This window comes from Oceanicella sp. SM1341 (assembly GCF_003448965.1).
GTDB lineage: Bacteria > Pseudomonadota > Alphaproteobacteria > Rhodobacterales > Rhodobacteraceae > Paroceanicella.
Map to the genome: position 1 here is coordinate 1 of NZ_QRGC01000104.1, position 604 is coordinate 604.

General features: G+C 73.2%; 2 protein-coding genes. Both read left to right on the plus strand.

The window, feature by feature from the left end:
• The coding region (locus D3P35_RS25940) for a hypothetical protein (RefSeq protein WP_157982363.1) at positions 1 to 213 on the plus strand (213 nt) is incomplete at its 5' end.
• The coding region (locus tag D3P35_RS25945) for a hypothetical protein (protein WP_157982364.1) at positions 213 to 604 on the plus strand (392 nt) is incomplete at its 3' end. The genes D3P35_RS25940 and D3P35_RS25945, both read left to right, overlap by 1 nt.

The following is a 604-nucleotide window of genomic DNA, read 5'->3' on the forward strand; positions in this document are numbered from 1 at the left end:
CACCGGCTCGGCGGGCTCGCGCAGGGCGGGGCGGCGGCAGCCCCGGAGATCGCCCTGCATGTCACCTCGTCCTTCGACGCCAACGGCAACTTCCAGACCGCGGTGAGCCGCATCGCCGACGGAAGGGTGCAGCGCGCCGCCCCGGGCATCGCGCAGCAGGGTGCCGCCCGGGCCGCGGCGATGAAGCAGGCCACCAAGAAGGGCACCTTCTGATGCCGACCACCGTTTATGCCTGGCCGCCGGTGGGTGTCACCGGCTCCGAATGGACCGAGCTCGCCCCGGTGAACGTCTCGCGCGACATCTTCACCGGCGACGAGATGCTCTCCGCCGCACAGCGCAAGCGCCGGCTCGCCACGCTCACCGTCTCCGCGCTCGCCGCCGGGCGCAACGGCGCGGGCTACATGGAGATGCTCAAGCGCCTCACCGCCGGCGGCGAGGCGCTGGTGCGCCTGCGCAGCCATCCGGTGAACTGGCACGTCGACGCCGCGCTGGAAGAGGCCGCGCGCCAGTCGGTGCCGATCCTGAAGACCTCGGGCGGCGTGGACTGGGACTGGGACGACGCCGGCGTGCCGCTGCTGCTCTACGAGGGCCGGGTGCTCGAGGG